Genomic DNA, 17,540 nt, shown 5'->3' on the forward strand with positions numbered 1-17,540 from the left:
CCCGCTGGTGGTGTAGACGGCTGTTTTGTCCATGGCATAGGCATAGTTTAACACCCGAAACGATGCCGGGTCTGCTCCACGAAGGCGAATCCCGCCGAGAAAGCAGGCCGTAGAGGATTTACCCCAGTAATGCCAGCAGCAGAAGTCTTTGGGCGCAACACCCTTCAACAAGCCGTTTTCATATAGGCCGGAGAAATAGACCGCTCCATCCCGAAGGAAAAATTCGTTGTCCACCGGCTCTGTGTTGGTGAGCGGTTGGAGCATTTCTCCGTGCTCGGCTGTGATGCTCAACTCGATCTCATCGTCGCTGTAAACTAAGTAGAGTTCATGAGGGTCCTTTCTATCGAAATGCAGTTCAATGTCACAGTATTTGAGGATCAAAGGTTTCCCGTCGCTTCTCATGGTGGAAACGGCATCGGGATTCCCGAAGATCTCTATGACCTCATCCTGCGACATTCCAAATTTTAGCGGTAAAATGTCCCGCGGATTCTGCAATATTTGATTGCGCCAAATAGTAAAGTCCTGTTTCATAGTTTTCCGTCCAGTGCCTCCACAGTTTTCATGGCAGCGGAATCAAATTTGCACTGCCGCAGTTCCCGTTCGATTAGGGCAAACACATCGGGGAAGCACTCGATCTCGTCCTGATACTCATATTTCGCATACAGTTTCCCGTACTCCGAGATCCAGACCTCTGCCGGGTAGTAGTAGCCGATGTGACCGATGGGCTGGCACTTCTGACCGGCAGCCTGTTCGATCTCCGCCAGCTCACAGCCGGACATATCCCGGAAATAGGCTTCTTCCAAATGGTTTTTGATCCCGTTGACCAGGTAAGGGAACAGAGCAAACTCAAAGTCAGCCGCCCATTTCAGCTTTTTCTGCGCCAAGTACCACTCGCAGCACAGGCCGAAATACTTGCGGTAAAATCGTTGGGTGGTCTTCATCATCGGGACGCCATGATCGGCGTAATACTTCTCCGCAATGGAAATATCCACACTGCGGCCTTCGTACCATCCGGCGTACTCCATCAGCTGCTTGACCTTGCTGCCCAGATCGCCGGAGATGGGGATGCGTTCTTTCATCATGGTAGTATCCTCCTGTTTTTCATCACCACAGCCGGTCGATCTGGGTATATATCTTATTCGGTTCTCTGTCCATAAAACTGGTCAATGAGTCGGTGGACTCCGTAAGCGGCATCACATTCAAAATGTCCAGCACATAATACCAGATCCCGGTGTCCCAGTCTCGGAACCTCCCATTGCAGACAGCCCGACCATAATCACCAGGAATCAAATCCAGTGCCAGCTCATTGAGGGGCTGTTTTTGCCCGGTCTTATCGTAGGTATATCGCTCCGGCATCGCACCAATATGCCAATCATAGCGGTAACGCATCTGGATTCCGGACTCCTGCTGAATCAGTTCAAAAGGATGAAGCCGCATTGTGCCATTAGGTTTCCATTCCATCAGCCTGCGACAGTCCTTATCGATCTGAAATCCATCGGGCCTCTGTAAGATAGATACAAAGTGTGTAGGCAGGCCAAAGGAATAATAAGAGAAGAAGTCTTTCGGCAGCCGCATGGCTTTGGGATACTGGTTCCGTTGTGCGGCGGCGTTTCCGCCCCGACAGTCTTTATACCATTGCAGGCGGATCTGCTGGATCAGAAGCGTGGGCAGATATTGTGGCCAATTGCTATTCTGTTTCATCGCCGCATCTCCTTCCTGGCTTAATCCTTCCAATGATGGTTCATGTTTCAGGCATTTACAACTCTGCCGCAAACTCATAGGAAACCGCAATGATGTTGTAAACATCATCGTATGTAAACAGCCGATAGTGCCGATAGATGTTTTTATTAAAATCCTCCCGCACTGGCAAGGACTTTAGCCAGGTGCTATCCTCGATCAAGTCAAAAGAACTGCCATCCAGACGCCCCGTCCCAGCCAGATTTTCATAGGTGTCCAATTCACAGGCAAAATAGGCCAGTACTCGCCGGAAGGTAAGCGTGTAGGGAAACCAGTCTTTTTCGTCCCTGTGCTGGGAAATCAGATGGCCATTGATGTCCCCCATAAAGGTCAGATTGTTCAGATCATCCTGTTTCACCTGATCCAGATAGATGCAGTCCCGTCCCTTCAAAACACCTAAACAGGTATTAACAGCGGTCGTTTTTTCCATAGGTAACGCTCTTTCCTCAGCTCTCATGAGTAATACAAAAAATCTCCTTCTTCAAATCAAAGTAGATCACCATCAGCTCATCGGTGATCTCCGGGTTGAAGGACAGATCCAGAATGAAAACTTGCTGGTTCATCTCGCTATCCACCAGGCTGCCAAACCGCTTGAGCCGCAAAAAGTCCACCATCTCGGCAAAGGACAGCTTGGCTGGGTCGGTTCCCGGAAAGAGTTCCGCCGCAATATCCGGGCCTACATCGTCTCGGTGGAACTCCATGAAAAATGTCACAACGCTATGGTAGCGGCTGTCCTCGTCCGCCAGCGCCGCTTTGATGGCAGTTTTGGCCTTTTCTGCCAATTTCTCCGCCTCATCCAGCATTTCTCCCACCGCATCCATAGCGGCAGGATCAGCCGTCAGTTCTTCCTCTACATCGAAAAGAAAGGGCAGTCCCGATTCATCGGGAAAGCTGAAGATTTCCTCGCCGGGTGTATATGTAAAATCAATGCGTTTACAGTTCAGTTTCATAATATTATCCTCCTTACCCCTCAATGTTGGCAGTTTTGAGGCCCTTTTTCAAGGAGCCGTAGACCGTCACCGCATGGTCGGTGAACATCTCGTCGCAGTCAAACCAGGCCGTGAAGCTGCCACCGGAGGTGACGGACAGGCTCGTCATGCTGATCCGCCGGGCCAGTTCTTCCTCTGTGATGGGGTCGGTTTCCGGGTTACGGGGATTTTCTTCATCTTGGGAGAGCCAGTTGTTGGCCAGCTCGGTCAGGTTCTTGGCCGCAAGCTCCCGCATGGCTTTGTCCCAGGTGTCACAGTCGGCCAGCAGCTTCTTGGCGGCGCTGCGGGCGCGGGTCCAGGAGGGCTTGCTCTCGGCGTTGACCTCCAGAGAAAGGCTCACATCCTTTCCGCACCATGGAATCTCCCCCTCAAAGGAACCGTAGTCCTTGTCCAGTGTTGGTTCTCCCAGAATCTGGTCCTGGATCACCACCGGCTTGTGGTATTCCTCCAGAACGGCCCCGAGTTCCGGGCAGTCCTCATGGACCTTGACCACCTCGGAGATACACCAGGGCCACGCCACCAGATCTTTTGCCCATTCTTCTTTCATCCGGCGGATCTTCAGGCGGCAGATCTGCTCGTTATGAAAGCGTCCCCAGCCCTTTTCACTGTTGCGCTCCTCGTCGGTGACCGGCCACTCCAGCCGCTCCTCTTTGGTGCTGACTTTGCCGGTGTCACAGAACACCATGCCCAGCGTCACAACGGTCATTTGCCAAAAGTTGCCCCTGTTGTTATATCCGCCCCCGATACAGCGATTGATCAGAGCGACTACTTCCTGCTCCTCGGGCTCGTACATCTCATAGAATTCTTCAAACATAGATCATTCTCCTCATCCCTCTATATGATTGCGGTATTCATTTTCAAGCTGGGTGTACCACCGTTTCAGCATGGTTTCCAGACTGGTCTTTCCGTTGCGATCTGTAAAAACAAGAAACTTTTGCAGCAGTCTGGGGAACAGATATTTGCCCGCTTTTGTTAGGTCCTGATTGAGATAGACCATCCGCAGGATACGGCCCTGTCGGTCCAGAGGGTCCTTTTTCAGCAGCTCCTTTTCAAAGCAGAAGCGCAGGAATACCACATTCTCGTCGTAGAAGTCCTCCACCACAGCCGCGCCAATGCTGGTGTAGGTGATGTCGTACACTAAACGGCTCCAGTCGAATTTCTCGGCATAGAGCAGTTTCAGTGCCTTCTCCCAGTGTTCCTCCGGGATCACCAGCATCCTGTGCTGGGCGGTGCTGGAGTAGCCGCGGTAGACGGGTTCCGGCTGCCCCAGCAGTTCGCTCACACTGTCGGCATAGACGAAGCACAACTCCTCATCGAACAGGCCGCCGATAAAGTTGCCGTTGCAGTACAACATATAATTCTTGGACTTAGCCGGAGAATAAGAGAGGTTATATTCCTGCGAGTCCAGGCTTTTATGTACCTTATTCAAAAAGTCTATTGATGTCATGGCTTTACTCCTCAAACTCGCCCTCGATCATTCCGTTCAAATACCGGCCAGGGTCTGCGATGAAGTCATCCCATTTGGCCAGAGGGTGGAATTCCTCATGCTCGATGTCCAGATACCACAGTTTCTTGTCCCTGGGGCTCCACAGCAGCAGATAGTCGCTGTAATTGTCCATCTGCACCATCAGGGAGAGCAGCTTCTTCCGTTTCCAGGTCATCTCCTGCACATCCATGTAGGAATACAACTCTGCCCACTTCACCCACTCCTGCTCCGGGAACTCCAGCCGCAGGGGGCCGGTCTTCAAGTATTCCACCAGCTTGGCGGGCAGCTTGTAGGGCATGAGCTGCCGGACTTTTTCCTGTTCGTTGTGCCAGTCCTCCGGTTCCAGGGCTTTTAAGTAGTCGGCCAGCTCCTGATTTTTGTTCTGCACCGCCACGGTGTAAGGCCGGTCACCGTATTTGTCAGCAATGGTGATGTCGGCTCCTTGCTCAATGAGCCAGCGCACCATGGGGAGATTCTTATGCCGAGCCGCTTCGGTGACAGCGGTAGAGGCGTTCGGAAACACCATGTCCGGCTTGTGGTAATTGATGTCTGCCCCTTTTTCCAGAAGCAGTCGGGCAAGTTTGGTATTGCCCTCGGACACAGCGGCCCGGAATGCCTCGCCGCCAAACTTGTCCACTGTGATACCGGCTTGCTCCAGCACCTGGATGTTCTCCGGGCGCTTGCCCCAGCGCACTTCCTGGAAGGCCCGCTCTTTCTGCTTCGGGGAGAGTATTGCGGCCTGTTCAGCAAAGAGCGCCACCACCTCCGGCCCACAACAGCGGGCGGCGGTGAGCAGCAGGGGCTGTTCCTCTGCCAGACCGGGATCAGCTCCATGCTCCAGCAGGAAGTGGATCATGGGCACATCATTCCGAAAAACCGCAATCTCCAATGGCATCAGCTTGATGTATTCGCTGAGCTGGATGGGAACATCTAAATCCAGACCGCCTTGAAGCAGCGCCTCCAGCTTGGGAGTGTCATGGTCACAGATGGCGGCAGCCGTTTCCGGGATTGTCTCCCAGCGGCCAATATATGCAATTTGGTACATAAGGCACCTACTTTCTCTATCCTACAATAGTAGTTTCCTTTATAGACAGATTGTCGTAATCCATGGCGATCAGTTTCCCGGCGGCCTCTGTGGTACACATGAACCAGGTGCTCACGCCCCAGGCGTCCATCCTTGTAACGGTGAAAAAGTCGGTTTGGGCAGAAGTAGGTTCTCTTGCGTCAATATAGTAGTCGGAGTAGAGATACACCAGATCCACCTCCCGGTCCGGCAGCCACTTGGCCCGGCGCGCACGGGGCTTTCCGCTTTTCAGAGTCTTTTCTCTGGGGGTCTCAAACCACGCCAACTCCTTGAGCTTGAGACCAGTGAAGGTATCCATCAGCCGCTGGGCGATCTCCCGGTGGGTAAACACGCCGCAGTTCCAGGAGCCCATCAGCCATGTCTGTATAAAATCCCCCACCTTGCTGCCGGGGGCAGGAGGTCCATAGACGCTCTCATCCGCCCACATGACTTCCATCTTTTCGCACTGATCCGGTCGGGGGCAAGATTGCTTGTTGCCATAACGATACATGATATTCACATAGCCGAAGTCCTTGCCGGTTCGGTCGTGGCCGACGGCTTCTATTTTATAAGCAGTGATCGACATTGTAGTTCCACCTCCTGAGCCAGTACAAAGTCATTGGGCGTTAATCTGCTTCAAGTTGTTCCTGCACCTCTTTGGGCAGGTCATTCCACAAAATATCGTATGTAAACTCCCGAATCTCCGGGTAACACTCCCGTGCGGTCTGTTCCGCAATATCTCTATCCAGGTAGTACATCTCCTGGTGAAAAAACCAGTTGAGCTTTTCCATCAGTCGATAGAGTCGGATCTGTTCTTCTTGGGTCATGAGATTGCTCCTCCTACTTCAATTTCAGCACAAATCCCCAGATACTCACTATAATCAGGAGGACGCCCAGCAGGAAGAAAACCACCTGCCGGTATCCTCTGCCGTGGCGGTGGGCATCCCGCGTACCAGTGGGGTCGCAGAGCCAGTTCCAGTTGCGGATCGCCCCAATTAAAATCACAGCCCCGATGAGCACCGAGGCAATGTACCAATGCTCTTGCAAAAATGCTGTGATCTGTTCGCTGTTCATTCTACTTCCTCCTCACGCAAATACCTGCTGATATTTCTCTTTCAGTTCCTTCGGTGCTGTCTTGATGACCTTGCTACCACCATTTTCGGAATTCTTTCCCCAGATGGCCCAGAGCAGGCTTTGCCAAGCGATGGCCCGGAATTTCGGGTCTTTGTTTTCTTCCAGCAGGAGATAAGCGGAAAAGCGGCGCTTGACTGTCAGCAGCGCATCCAGGCTTTCCGCATTGGCAATCAGGCTGCGAAATTCCTTGGCAGGCTCCAACCACTGCATAGACAATGCGCCCCGCACCAATACCCCCAGCGTCCATGGTTGAAAACCAAACTTCCGGATCAGGGCATGGAGGAATTTCCCTTGCAGGGAGGAGTGCTCGTCGTCGCAGAGGTCGAGATACTCCGCCACCAGTGGTGCCCACGGTTCTCCCTCCAGCCCCAGGGCGAACACGGCGAAAGAGCCGGGCATGGCACTGGCTTCGTCTGTGAGGTTTTGGTACCACTCAAACTCCCGCATAGCCAGACGAGCGTATTGCTCCATAGCCGGATGAAGATTGGGGTGCTGCACCGCACAGGCAAAGAGCTGATGGACGCCCTTTTTAGGAAGTCCAGGAATGGGCAGATAGAGTTTTTCCTTTCCACGGAACTCGATGGAGTAGCTGCGGGGAAATTCCGGCTGCTCCAGCACCGCACACAGGTAGTCCAGGATTTCCGCATAGCACGCCTCGGTGGCGTCCTTAGCTGTGATGCGGATGGTGGCAAAGGCGTCATTGGCCGTTGCGGTGAAATGCTCCGTCTTACGGCGCTGGATGTCCTTTGGCAATTTGCCGCTGCCGGCTGTTTTCAACTGCTTCACCAGATCCGGGCGAAGCTGGGAAACCAGGCCGAGGATGTGTTCGGTGGTAAGGGATTCAAAGCTCTGCCCGTACACCGTATAACAAACAGCCACATAGCAGGCAAAGCGCAACAGCCCTTCGTCCACATTCTCCGGGCGCAATTCCGGCCACACCGTGCAGGGGGGAAAGACAGTAAACCCATCGTCCCGCTCTCCCACAAGGAAGAACCGCTCCTGCACCTGCTTTTCTATGTACTTCTCCAATGTATAGCGGATCTCTTCCCAGCCCACCAGCCGCCGCAGGGCATCGCAGAAGATGACCGCTTCCTCGTAGGGGAAGCCCTGCAAAGGCAGTTTGGACAGATACCGCTCCAGCAGCTGGCTGGGAAGAAAGGGGGTTCCGTTGTGGTTTCGCACCACGGTCGGGTAGGCAGAGTGATTTTCACGGGCAGTGCCGTTCAGCACATCCTGAATGCAGAGATCTGCCTCCGCCAGTACCTCCGGCGAAGTGTCCGGCTTGTGGATCAGATAGTAGCGGTCATGCACGCCGTCGCGTTTTGGCAAACTCATGCTTGATCACCTCTTTTCAGACAATAAAAAAGCCCCGCGACACCCTGTCACTTGGACAGGCTGACGCAGGGCGTGAAAAGGCCGCAAGAGAGACGCCACATCCACCAGCGGATGTGGTTTCTTCTTCAGCCAAAATCAATTTTTCATATTTGAACAGAACAGCCGTGGACTGTCCCAGTTTTTCTTCCATAGCAAGACCTCGGGTTACAAATTTCTAAATGGGTAAACTTCTTTATTTTATTATATCACATCATCTGTTTTCTTTGGAAGAGAGATTTGCTCCTCAGCCAAATTTGTGATGTGGATTTTTCCTTTTCTCTTTCCCGTACCAGCATACTCCAGCAGTTCTCTGGCGTTGCTGGCCGGATGCCACACATAGGCGATGAGAAAATCGCTGCGCTCCACCATATATCGGTTTGCGCGGACGATGGCAAGCCGTTTGGGGACCGTTTCCAGATTCGGCGGATAGAACAGGGCGTCGAACGCCTTTGGCAGATCCACCTTTCTGTTGACTGGGTAATATGGGGTCATCAGCATCAGCGTAATATCCGGGTGCGCTCGCTTAACCTGCGACAGTGCCCGGATCACCAGACGGTCGAAGTTTCCATACTGCCCCACCACAAATTCAGATACGCCATATTCCGCGATATGGCGCTCTATGGTTTCAATCAGGGTTGGGTACACCCGATCCGGCGTCTCCCTATGCCCTATAAAAAAGCAGCTTCCCATCTGACAGCCCTCATACACAGTCGCAGTCATATTTTATTGATTGTGATTCATAATAGAAATATAAAGCTCGCGCCCATTTTAATAATTATATCACTAATTATTCGTTGTGTGAAGCGAAAGTTGATGATTTAAGTGCGAACCCGCAACACTCCCTTATATTAAAATAATAAGCAGAGATTGGAGGGAGAGGATCATGGACGACAACCGCCGCTATGAAGCGTTTGTGCGGAACCGCATCACAGAGCTGCGGGAACAGAAGGGTATTTCTGAGCATCGGATGAGCCTGGAGCTTGGAAAGAGCGGCTCCTACATCAGAAGCATCACCAATGGAATTTCTATGCCCTCTCTCCGAGAACTGTTCAACATCATGGAATACTTTGATTTGACGCCAACTCTTTTCTTTGCTCCTATGGACGATCCGGATTCCCTGCGTGGGATCATAGGCAAGAAGCTGCTTGCCCTGCCGGATGAAGACTTGGAGAAAGTAGCTGTTTTTCTGGACTGGATCAGAAAATAACCGCTCCTACTGGCGTTTGACATGAAAAATATGCCGCTCAGTCAGTTTCTGATAGTTTCTGACATGGGCGGTTTCTTTTTTGCGCTCTTTGGGGAAAGAACTTCCAGCTATTGAAATTTCAAGCTCTTTCCACTAAAATGGAATTCATCGTCTGTTACCAACCGTTCCAATTACAAAGCGAGGTAGGAAAAAATGAACCAAAAAGAAATCAATGAGCTGCGGCGCCGTTTTCGCCCGGAAAAAAGCGCCATCAGCCGTGTTTATGGATGCTATGTCAACAGCAGTAAAGAGATCGTTTCCGATCTGGACGAATCCCTGGGCATGATGCCGCAGGAGGAGTCCGAGAAGTATTTGAGCCTTTTGAAGAAGGGACTGTCCGGCTCTCTTGGGAAAAACCTCATTGATATCGTATTCTCCACTCAGCAGGTAGTGGACAGTGAGGAACACCGCCTGCTCACCACACTGCGGGATTCCCAGCTGAAGGACAACGAGGCTCGTCAGACCTTTTACCGCAAGGTGATCGATAGTCTGGACATGGGGGACAGCAGTTACCTGTTGCTCCTGGTCTGTGACAGCTACGATGTTACCCATCGGGGTAAGGATGATTCCTTGCAAGCGGATGCCTCAGATGAGGTGTTCACCTATATCGTCTGTGTGGTGTGCCCCATCAAGGAGGGCAAGGTAGAGTTGGGATATTTTCCCGGTGACAATGAATTCCACTGTGCTGCCGGGCAAACCGTCGCTCCTCCTGAGCTGGGTTTTCTGTTCCCGGCATTCGATGACCGGGCAGCAAATATCTATAATGCTCTCTTTTACAGCAGGAAGGCCAATGAAATTCACCAGGAGTTTATTGACGCGATCTTCCATGTGGAAGCGCCGATGTCTGCCGTTGAGCAGAAGGAAGCATTCCAGTCAGCTCTGAGCGATGCGTTTGACTGCAGTCTGGAAGTGATGCAGACTGTTCATGAACAGCTGCGTGAGAAAATCAAGGAGCACAGGGAGAGCAGGAGTTCGGAACCTCTGGAGATGAGTGCCTCAGAAATAGGGCAAATCCTTCAAAGCTGCGGGATTGCGGATGAACAGGTGGCAGCATTCCAGGAAAACTGCGGCGAGCAGTTTGGTTCGGGGGTTGTCCTGAATCCGGCAAACCTGATCGACAGCAGCCGCTTTGAGATCAAGACACCTGAGATCACCATTTCTGCTGATCCAGAGTATAGTTACCTGGTGGAAACTCAAATTATCAACGGGCGCAAGTACCTCCTGATCCCCGCAGAAGATGGCGTGGAGGTCAACGGTTTTGCTGTCGGCATTACAGCTGCACAGAAAGACGATTAAATTTCAAAAGCCGGACACAACGCAAGGCGGTATAACCTTTAAGGCCAGATGTTGTTTGTTATTTTCTGTCTTAAATAAAATCCTTAGAGTGGGCGCTTCTGGTTGGTTCATTATGAACCGGGACTCGGTTCACATGATATGTAGACCCTCCCCTTGGCGGGAGGGTTTGCTTTTTACAGGCTATCTCACCAGACGGTTCCTTGCTTCCAGTGCTGATGCGCAGTCATGGCCTGTCAAATACTGTGCCGCATCCAGCCATTCCCGTTCGCTGCATGCACCTAAAGGGATCGCGGCAGTGAGCCTGTGCAGCCGTTCACTTTGCTGGGACAGCCGAAGATCAGAAAGAACTCCGCATCCCATTTGATAAGCCAAATAATCCAGCAGATCGATCTCAACCAGCATTGGACACCTCCGTCATACCACATGATACAGATTGGAAGTAAGACTCCCGTTTTCCCGCCAGCGTGGGTCCTTTTGCAGCAGACCGGTTTTACAGAGGTCATTCAGCGCCCGCTTGACCGTAGAGCGGGAAAGCCCCAACTCCAGAGCAATTGTTCTGATGGCCGGCCAGCAGCGTCCCTCGCTGTCTGCCCGATCCTTGAGGTACATATAGACGCTCCTGGCTCTGTGGCTTAGATTGGAATTATAGATATTTCTAAAGCTGTTCATTCTGTTTCCCTCCGTCAAGGCCGAAATACCGTTTTGCGGGAATCCGGTGCGGCCTGAATTCCCTGAGCTATACCGCCAGCGGATGTGCCGCCTCCCTGCGGCTGCTCACTATCCATTACAATCGTCCCATAGTGGCGGCGGATGATGGACTCCTCCAACTCCTGCTTGTCAGCATAGGCAACGGACCGCTGGGCCTTCTCCGGCACTTCATAGGGCTTGCGGAACCGGATGCCCCAGTCGAGGAACAGCCGCAGCTTGACCTTCATGGGGTGGACGCCGGTCTTGGCCACAATGAAGCTGCCCTTGGGCATGGACTTGAGTTCATCCGGGGTCATGAGGGGACGCTCCATCATCTGAAGGGACTGGCTGGGATCGTTTTTTCCGCGGGAGATACTGCCGCTCATCACCGTCCGGCTGCCCAAAGATTTGGACAGTTCCACCGCGGTCTGACTGGCCGGGGCGAAGCCGCCGTAAAGGTTGACCTGGCAGTTGTCCACGATGATCTCAGAGCCCTCTTTTCCATAGTTTTTCTGCAGCTGTCCCGTAATACTCTGGACGATAGGCACCAGCATGAGTCCTCTGGACCGGGAGGCGGAAAACATCAGCTCCAGCGACTGGATGGGCGGGCATGTCCCAAGCTCATCTGCAAAGAAGACCACCCGGTTCTTGAGCCGCCCGCCGTTCTCATCGGCCACGGTGAGGATCTCCCGGTACAGGTTTTGGAGGATCAGGCTGACCATGAAATACTTGGTCTGATCCTCCTCGGGCAGTACGATAAAGATGGCGGATTTCTCATTGCAAAACTTCTCCGCGTCAATGGCGGTGTCAAAGCAGAGGATCTGCTCCATCTCCGAGTCGAGGAAGGCGTTTAGGCGGGACAGTACCGTTGAGATCACGGAGGCCATGGCCTGCTCCGCCGTGTTGAGGGCGGACCCGGCAAACCAGCGGGCCTTATGATTAGGCGGGAGCTTTTCCAGCAGAAGCTGGAACTGATTCTTTCCCTTCACCCGGCTGGGAGCCAGCAGTTCCTGCACCAGCTTGAACACCGACACGATGTGGCGCTTTTCAATGGGATTGCCGTCCGCGTCCTCGGTGGGCAGATACTCGGCCACCAGCAAGAACATGGCAGTCAGCAGGCCCTCGGCGGAATCGTAGAAAAAAGCATTCTGCCCATACTGGGCGCTTTCGCCGCCGCTGGTGTTGATGAGGGTCTTGGCGAGGATCTTGGAGTATTTCTCCGCCTTAGCCTTTGCTGCCAAGTTTTTGGGGTCGGCCTTATAGATATCCATGTACTTATTGATCAGGTGCAACAGGTTGTTGCCGTCCGACCGGGTGGGATTGCGTAGATCCAACACGGCGATTTGGTATCCGTAGCAGTCCTTGGCAATACCGGCATAATTGCGGAACAGGTCGCCCTTGGTATCCGTGCAGAGGAAGGACATCCCGCTGGCGAGGGCATATTCGATGTTGGGGTACAAAAAGAACGCGGTCTTTCCGGCGCCGCTGGCGGCGGTGACCATAGCATGGATGTCATCGGTGTCCACCAGAGCTGTGACATGGTCTTTGGGACCTTCGCAGCCAAGGACAAGGCCCTGCTTTTCCGGCAGATGCTCTCCCTTGCGCCACAGCTCTGGTTCAAAAGGGACATGGGCATAGGTCTGCCGAATCTCCTGTTTGGTAGCCCAGCGTGCGGTTCCATGCTGGCCGTCACCCACAGTCTTGGATTTGATTCCGTCAAGGGTATAGTAATGGGAGAGAAACGCGAGGCCGCCGATCACGAGAAACATGATGGCGCCTACCACGATAAGTGTTATAACTTGCGTTGGCACATGATCCTCCTTTTGATATCTACGCCTTAATATCAGAAGGGGATGTTCAGTTTTCGCTTTGTCTGCTATAATAAATTGGTATGAGGTGATTGCTTTGATTTGCGCATGTGACCATTGCTACTATCTGTTTGAGACGCCGGAACTGCCAGAGCAATGCCCGGACTGTGGGAAGCAGGCAACCCGGCCAGCCAATAAGCAGGAGCGGGCAGAATATCTCAGCAGACAAACAAGCATCCAGGAAGAAGCGGAGGAGTGGGACTGAGCCATTCCTCCGCTTTGCTGTTTCAGGCTTAGGCCATCACTGGCTCAGCTTCCCTCTGGGTCTTTTCCTCTTTCTGCCGCCGTTTGATCTCGTCGGCCTCGTACTTGACCGGCACCTTGGCACAGGAGATGGCCAGCTCCAGCCATGCGCTGGCCACCTCTTTTTTCTCTGCCTGGGTACGGATACCCTGGCACTTGTTCTTGGCCAATACGCTTTGGAATTGCATGGCGATCTCGTCCGCCCGGTTCTTGAGGATACCCCGGTTCTGATGAGGCAGGATGTGGCTTTCTAAAAACCGGACACCCTGCTCAGTGGTCAGCGCGGTACCCATCTGTTTGCACTCCCGCAGCACCACCGAGAGGGCCAGCGCCGCCATCGTTTCCATGCGCTCCATCGCCTGGTCAAAGTGTCCCCAATGGAGGTCGTTCCGGTACCGCAGGAGCAATCCGGGGAACTGATAAACCGCCCGATCCGGCCGAACTTCCTTGCACCTGGCTCCGATTCGCCGGCAGACAAGCCCCGCCACCGCAAACTGCGGATGATCCTCGGCGGGCTGGGCCTCCAGTCCATGCCGCGCTTTCAGATCCTCATCCCAGTCTTTATATTCGGATTGCAGCGGGGCAATTTGAGAATAGCCATGCTCTCGGAGAACTTCTGAGAGCCGGCCGACGGCCTCGATTCCGGCGGCATCATGATCCAGGCAAAGGATGGCTTTCCGCAGATTTGGATTTTTCTCCAGCATCCACAGCATAGCATGTTCCGCCGTACCACAGAGAGCCACATAGCTGTGCTGCTGCCAGCCGTCCGGGTACAGGGTGAGAAAGGCAAGCAGATCGATGGGGGCCTCGAATACATAGAGGCGGTCGCTGGTACCGACCCAGTGGAAACTGCACCGCGGATCACTGCCCTCTATGTTGCCCCGGTAGCTTTTTCCTTGGGTATAGAGGCCCCGCTTGTGGGCATGACGGGCAACGCCGCGTTCATCGAATCCGACGAACACGGCGTTGTGATACACCTTTGTCTGATCTATGGACAATTCCCGGCTCTCATAGATCAGTCCCTTCTGTGCGAAAGTGCTGAGCACCTCCCGGCTGATGTGTCTCTGCTGGAGCAGATAAGCATATACCCGCCGCAAGGTCTGGTTTGCGGGAGGCAGGGCAAATTCCTTTGGCGGCCCTTTTTCTTTTTTCTCCGCCGGTACATACACTTCCCCCTGTTCACCGTTGAGCAGACGGGTCACTGCTTCAGGGTAAGTCAGGCCGTAGAAATTTTGGACAAAGGAGATTGCGTGGCCACCCCTCTCTGCAGCATGATCGTACCACTCATTCCCACGCACGGTAATACTGTGATCCGAGGCGAGGCGTTTGTCCCGACCGGAGGGGATGAGTTTCTCTCCCTGCCGGCGCAGGAACTCCACCAGATCAACTGAATTTGCCCGGAGCTTTTGCTCCTCCGTAAAGTGGATGTATGGCATCCTGCACCTCCCGCAATAATCATGCTGCCTGTATTTTACACAGTTCATCTTCTCATTGATTTCTCCCCTTGAGCTTCCTGTGGAACAGGATGGGCCTACCGGGGATCAGTTTTCTCTTTTTCAGCCTTTGAATGTCCTCAGCATGGGATAACAATATCTGCTGTCTAAATTTCCTTTTCTGTTTCAAAAAAGAGTCTCCCTTACAATTTCATCTCCGGCTCATGGTCATCCGCCTTGTGGCCCTGAGCGATCTTCTTCGCCTTGATTTTTCGCAGGAGCTTCCGGTCCACAGCCACTCGGATACCGTCAGAGGGTGGCTGGCTCTGCTCCTGAAAGATGTTGGCCAGATGGTGGAGCAGTGAAATGACTGCCGCTGCAGGCGGCTGTCCCAGCCAGTCATCCATGTGTTCCAGAAAGTATTGAGCGTACTCACTCCCCTGATCCGCCGCCAGTTGGAACCACTTGGTCGCGTTGCTCTTGTCTTTTGGAACCTCTTTCCCAAGCAGATAGAGTTTGCCGAGGGCATACTGGGCGTATTGATTGCCCTGTTCCGCCACAGCGGTGAGCCAGCGGATGGCGGTTTCCGTGTCTTTCGGTACCTCCTCGCCCTGGAGCAGCAGCTTTCCCAACCGGTACTGGGCGAACTGGTTTCCAAGTTTCGCAGAGAATGTGAGCCACTTCAGCGCGAATGGCGGATCTATGGGCAGACCTGCGTCACCAGAAAGGTACAACTTGCCAAGGGTAAAAGCGGCGAAACTGTTTCCTTGCTCCGCCGCAAGTGTGAACAGATTCACCGCCTTTTGAATGTCTTTTTCTATTCCTTGACCATCCCGATAGATTTTGCCGAGCGCATATTGCGCGCAGTCCTGGCCGGTTTCCGCTGCCTTTGTCAGCCACTCCAATGCCTGAGCTGTCTGCTCTGGTGTTGAGGATGGGGCGTCGAGGATCATTTTGGCCAGTTGGTACTGTGCATGGGGATTGCCCAGTTTGGATGCCCGTTCAAACCACCCCCTGGCTGCCGCTTCATCCTTTCCAGTTCCTACACCATGGAGGAGCATCCAGCCGATACGGTACTGCAATTTATCGTCATGGCTCTGCTGCTCCAACTCAAGAAATCCGGCGAAGGCTTGCTGGTACCACTGTTCCGACACTTCAGTGTCCTTCTCACAGCCAATGCCATCCTGATACATCTTTCCTAACTCGTAAGCGGCATAGGGGAAATCCTGGTGTGCAGAGGCTGTGTATAATTCCAGCGCCCGCACATCGTCCTGCTCCACACCCTGCCTGCGGCGAAACAGACCGGCAAGGGAATATTGCGCGTACTTGTACTCTTTGTCTACGGAAAGTTGGAACCACCGGGCGGCTTCACCATAGTCCTGCTCACAGCCGAGGCCCGCGGCATAGAGTTTGCCGATCCGGTACTCCGCATAGCGGTTTTTCTTCTGTTCCTCCACAGCATGGAACGCAGCCAGCGCCTTTCTGTACCACACATGGGCAGCCTGTATATCAATCTCCTGGCCCAGCCCATCCGCCAGCATCTGTCCCAGGTCGCACATGGCCAGTGCGTTGCCTTTTTGCGCCCCCTCTTGGAACAGTGAAAATGCCTGCTCAAAGTCCTGGGGCTGATTCTTATCGCCAAACAAACAGCGGCGTGCCAGACGATACTCCTTACTCCATTCCATGTGTGCTTTGGCAGATCCCGATTTCTCTGGCGGGGCTTCTGGTGGAGATTCCACAGGATCACCACAGTCATCATCGGGCTGGGTCAGCTCCGGCAGCGACGGATCTCCTGGAGTTGCCGCAGAGACACCGTCCTGCTGGTCATCCGGATGGAATACCTGCTGATGCGCCCCAATCTTCACCGCCTCCTCAATAACAATATTTTTGATCCGCTTGAATTCCTTCTGCTGGGAAAGGGGAAGGCGTGGGGGCAGATCGTCTCTGTAGGTGCGCAGTACATCTTCCCGCAGTTCATGCCACAGGGCATAGGCCGCAGCGACACATGGGTCTTTGGCCAGCTCGTCCACAATCTCATCCACCACAGCCTTCAGCGGGGCTTTGAGGTAGCCGTACTGCTTCTTGCCTCCAGTGTGCCGCAGGCGCTCCGCCAGATGCTCCATGAGCTTCTCCATGCGGTGGTTGACCGCAGTGCCGCTCCGCATCTGTTCGATCAGCTGCTCCAGCACAGAACGGGCATCTTCATTCAGTGCGTTGCGGCTTTTGGTCTGCTTTTGATAGAGCTCCGTCAGTTCCTGCCGGAAGATGTGCTTCGCCAAACCAGATTTGATTTGGGCGATCCCAGTTTTCGTGAGGAAGCCCTTGGCAGGATCTGCACTGTAACAGACCATGTGGATGTGCGGATGGTGCGACTCATTGTGGAAGGCTGCGTACCATCGAAACTGCTCCCAAGGGATTTTCATGGCTGTGGCCATCTGCATGGCATAAGAGGAGAGAAAAGACTTCCAGTTCTCCGCATTGTCATATCCCAGTCTGGCAGCATCCTCTCTCCGCAGGGAAATGATCGGCAGCCACACATTGCCGGGATATTCTGCTATCGCTTTTGCAGTCTGTGAGAGCACCAGAGAATCTTTGTCACCGGTAAACAGACCGTGAGCGCCAAAACGCTGGGCGCGGGGCCGCTTGGCGATGTATTCCAGATATTTCTCCCGGCGGATGAGCTGGCTCAGATTCTGTTCAATGGCCATAGTGATAAAAGCAGAGGCGTTCCCTCTGTTGGGGGCGGAGAGATAGTCCTCATATTCAAACAGTTCCATGCTCTCCGGAAAACTCTGGACGAGCTGATCCACCAGCTCTTTCTGCTTGTTGGTTGCTGCCAGTTGCGTATTACCGGGGTCAATTTTCTCAGCGCCATCCCTGGTAGCGATGTATCCTACAAGATTTTTTAGGTGAGCCGTCACAGTGGGGGAGCCGCCTTTCAGATACGGGCACTTGAAAATAATGCGGGGCATTTTCAGTCACCG

Annotated in this window: 21 protein-coding genes and 1 pseudogene; 3 read left to right on the forward strand and 19 right to left on the reverse strand. The window is 53.4% G+C overall.

The genetic code is table 11. The features are described 5' to 3' along the window. From OCV64_RS06680 to OCV64_RS06745, 14 genes and pseudogenes are all read right to left on the reverse strand, one after another. Nucleotides 1-531 (reverse strand): annotated as a pseudogene (locus OCV64_RS06680) (DKNYY domain-containing protein); the annotation flags it as partial. Continuing rightward, nucleotides 528-1,082, reverse strand: coding sequence for an SUKH-3 domain-containing protein (locus OCV64_RS06685; protein ID WP_006876749.1), 555 nt, complete (start codon nucleotides 1,080-1,082; stop codon nucleotides 528-530). The gene OCV64_RS06685 and the pseudogene OCV64_RS06680, both read right to left, overlap by 4 nt. A gap of 22 nt (nucleotides 1,083-1,104) precedes the next feature. Continuing rightward, nucleotides 1,105-1,701 (reverse strand): hypothetical protein, encoded by a 597-nt coding sequence (locus tag OCV64_RS06690; protein WP_006876750.1) that lies wholly within the window; start codon nucleotides 1,699-1,701, stop codon nucleotides 1,105-1,107. A gap of 55 nt (nucleotides 1,702-1,756) precedes the next feature. Continuing rightward, nucleotides 1,757-2,167, reverse strand: a complete 411-nt coding sequence (locus tag OCV64_RS06695; protein WP_155817720.1) for a hypothetical protein — start codon at nucleotides 2,165-2,167, stop codon at nucleotides 1,757-1,759. 16 nt (nucleotides 2,168-2,183) lie between these two features. Next, nucleotides 2,184-2,687, reverse strand: a complete 504-nt coding sequence (locus OCV64_RS06700) for a DUF2004 domain-containing protein (protein WP_040343324.1) — start codon at nucleotides 2,685-2,687, stop codon at nucleotides 2,184-2,186. Between the two features lie 13 nt (nucleotides 2,688-2,700). Next, complete coding sequence (locus OCV64_RS06705) at nucleotides 2,701-3,540, reverse strand: DUF2262 domain-containing protein (RefSeq protein ID WP_262669632.1); 840 nt, start codon at nucleotides 3,538-3,540, stop codon at nucleotides 2,701-2,703. Nucleotides 3,541-3,552: 12 nt separating this feature from the next. Continuing rightward, the gene (locus tag OCV64_RS06710; protein WP_262669633.1) at nucleotides 3,553-4,173 is read right to left on the reverse strand and encodes a hypothetical protein; all 621 of its coding nucleotides are present in this window, start codon (nucleotides 4,171-4,173) and stop codon (nucleotides 3,553-3,555) included. Nucleotides 4,174-4,177: 4 nt separating this feature from the next. After that, nucleotides 4,178-5,257 (reverse strand): ankyrin repeat domain-containing protein, encoded by a 1,080-nt coding sequence (locus OCV64_RS06715; protein WP_262669634.1) that lies wholly within the window; start codon nucleotides 5,255-5,257, stop codon nucleotides 4,178-4,180. Nucleotides 5,258-5,273: 16 nt separating this feature from the next. After that, nucleotides 5,274-5,861 carry a hypothetical protein gene (locus OCV64_RS06720; protein WP_262669635.1) on the reverse strand — a complete coding sequence of 196 codons (588 nt, stop codon included), beginning with the start codon at nucleotides 5,859-5,861 and terminating at the stop codon, nucleotides 5,274-5,276. A 40-nt stretch (nucleotides 5,862-5,901) separates the two neighbouring features. Next, nucleotides 5,902-6,102, reverse strand: coding sequence for a hypothetical protein (locus OCV64_RS06725; protein WP_262669636.1), 201 nt, complete (start codon nucleotides 6,100-6,102; stop codon nucleotides 5,902-5,904). Nucleotides 6,103-6,115: 13 nt separating this feature from the next. Then, complete coding sequence (locus tag OCV64_RS06730) at nucleotides 6,116-6,349, reverse strand: cytochrome D ubiquinol oxidase subunit II (RefSeq protein ID WP_262669637.1); 234 nt, start codon at nucleotides 6,347-6,349, stop codon at nucleotides 6,116-6,118. 12 nt (nucleotides 6,350-6,361) lie between these two features. Next, nucleotides 6,362-7,744 (reverse strand): DUF6138 family protein, encoded by a 1,383-nt coding sequence (locus OCV64_RS06735; protein WP_262669638.1) that lies wholly within the window; start codon nucleotides 7,742-7,744, stop codon nucleotides 6,362-6,364. Nucleotides 7,745-7,760: 16 nt separating this feature from the next. Further along, nucleotides 7,761-7,934 (reverse strand): hypothetical protein, encoded by a 174-nt coding sequence (locus OCV64_RS06740; protein ID WP_262669639.1) that lies wholly within the window; start codon nucleotides 7,932-7,934, stop codon nucleotides 7,761-7,763. Nucleotides 7,935-7,984: 50 nt separating this feature from the next. Next, on the reverse strand, nucleotides 7,985-8,473 hold the full coding sequence (locus OCV64_RS06745) for a hypothetical protein (protein WP_262669640.1): 489 nt from the start codon (nucleotides 8,471-8,473) through the stop codon (nucleotides 7,985-7,987). Between the two features lie 193 nt (nucleotides 8,474-8,666). Here OCV64_RS06745 and OCV64_RS06750 point away from each other — a divergent pair, with 193 nt between their 5' ends. Both OCV64_RS06750 and OCV64_RS06755 read left to right on the forward strand, forming a co-directional pair. Further along, nucleotides 8,667-8,990, forward strand: a complete 324-nt coding sequence (locus tag OCV64_RS06750; protein WP_087303449.1) for a helix-turn-helix domain-containing protein — start codon at nucleotides 8,667-8,669, stop codon at nucleotides 8,988-8,990. A gap of 192 nt (nucleotides 8,991-9,182) precedes the next feature. Continuing rightward, on the forward strand, nucleotides 9,183-10,325 hold the full coding sequence (locus OCV64_RS06755) for a DUF4317 domain-containing protein (protein ID WP_262669641.1): 1,143 nt from the start codon (nucleotides 9,183-9,185) through the stop codon (nucleotides 10,323-10,325). Nucleotides 10,326-10,505: 180 nt separating this feature from the next. Here OCV64_RS06755 and OCV64_RS06760 read toward each other — a convergent pair whose 3' ends face one another. Genes OCV64_RS06760 through OCV64_RS06770 form a run of 3 tightly spaced genes read right to left on the reverse strand, consistent with a single transcriptional unit; the run spans nucleotide 10,506 to nucleotide 12,823 of the window. Beyond that, complete coding sequence (locus OCV64_RS06760; protein WP_006876437.1) at nucleotides 10,506-10,727, reverse strand: hypothetical protein; 222 nt, start codon at nucleotides 10,725-10,727, stop codon at nucleotides 10,506-10,508. A 12-nt stretch (nucleotides 10,728-10,739) separates the two neighbouring features. Further along, nucleotides 10,740-10,994: a helix-turn-helix domain-containing protein gene (locus tag OCV64_RS06765; protein WP_040343177.1), complete on the reverse strand. Its 255-nt coding sequence runs from the start codon at nucleotides 10,992-10,994 to the stop codon at nucleotides 10,740-10,742. A 14-nt stretch (nucleotides 10,995-11,008) separates the two neighbouring features. Then, entirely contained in the window at nucleotides 11,009-12,823 is a 1,815-nt protein-coding gene (locus tag OCV64_RS06770) for a type IV secretory system conjugative DNA transfer family protein (RefSeq protein ID WP_394803820.1), read from the reverse strand. Between the two features lie 94 nt (nucleotides 12,824-12,917). Here OCV64_RS06770 and OCV64_RS06775 point away from each other — a divergent pair, with 94 nt between their 5' ends. After that, on the forward strand, nucleotides 12,918-13,085 hold the full coding sequence (locus OCV64_RS06775; protein ID WP_006876434.1) for a hypothetical protein: 168 nt from the start codon (nucleotides 12,918-12,920) through the stop codon (nucleotides 13,083-13,085). A gap of 28 nt (nucleotides 13,086-13,113) precedes the next feature. Here the strand turns inward: OCV64_RS06775 and OCV64_RS06780 are convergent, their stop codons facing one another. Together OCV64_RS06780 and mobP3 are read right to left on the reverse strand one after the other, a co-directional pair. After that, on the reverse strand, nucleotides 13,114-14,559 hold the full coding sequence (locus tag OCV64_RS06780; protein ID WP_006876433.1) for a DUF3991 and toprim domain-containing protein: 1,446 nt from the start codon (nucleotides 14,557-14,559) through the stop codon (nucleotides 13,114-13,116). A gap of 200 nt (nucleotides 14,560-14,759) precedes the next feature. Then, nucleotides 14,760-17,528 (reverse strand): MobP3 family relaxase, encoded by a 2,769-nt coding sequence (gene mobP3 / locus OCV64_RS06785; RefSeq protein ID WP_262669642.1) that lies wholly within the window; start codon nucleotides 17,526-17,528, stop codon nucleotides 14,760-14,762. Nucleotides 17,529-17,540: the final 12 nt, after the last annotated feature.

This window comes from Muriventricola aceti, assembly GCF_025567565.1.
GTDB lineage: Bacteria > Bacillota > Clostridia > Oscillospirales > Oscillospiraceae > Lawsonibacter > Lawsonibacter aceti.